General features: G+C 47.9%; 1 tRNA gene. It reads left to right on the top strand.

Going from position 1 to position 219, the window contains the following annotated elements:
* Positions 1-31 precede the first annotated feature (31 nt).
* Positions 32-106: transfer RNA gene (locus GOQ24_RS15965), tRNA-Val, on the top strand.
* The last annotated feature ends 113 nt before the right edge of the window (positions 107-219 follow it).

The raw sequence follows: 219 nt of genomic DNA, 5'->3' as shown, positions 1-219 counted from the left end.
TACAGTAAAAGACCTTAGTTTAAATAACTTTGGGCGATTAGCTCAGTTGGTTCAGAGCACCTCGTTTACACCGAGGGGGTCGGGGGTTCGAATCCCTCATCGCCCACTATTTTACCGTACAGTAAAAGACCTTAGTTTAAATAACTTTGGGCGATTAGCTCAGTTGGTTCAGAGCACCTCGTTTACACCGAGGGGGTCGGGGGTTCGAATCCCTCATCG

It is taken from the genome of Myroides sp. LoEW2-1 (assembly GCF_009767705.1).
GTDB classification, from domain to species: Bacteria; Bacteroidota; Bacteroidia; order Flavobacteriales; family Flavobacteriaceae; genus Flavobacterium; species Flavobacterium album_A.
This window is presented reverse-complemented; position numbering and strand designations above follow the sequence as displayed.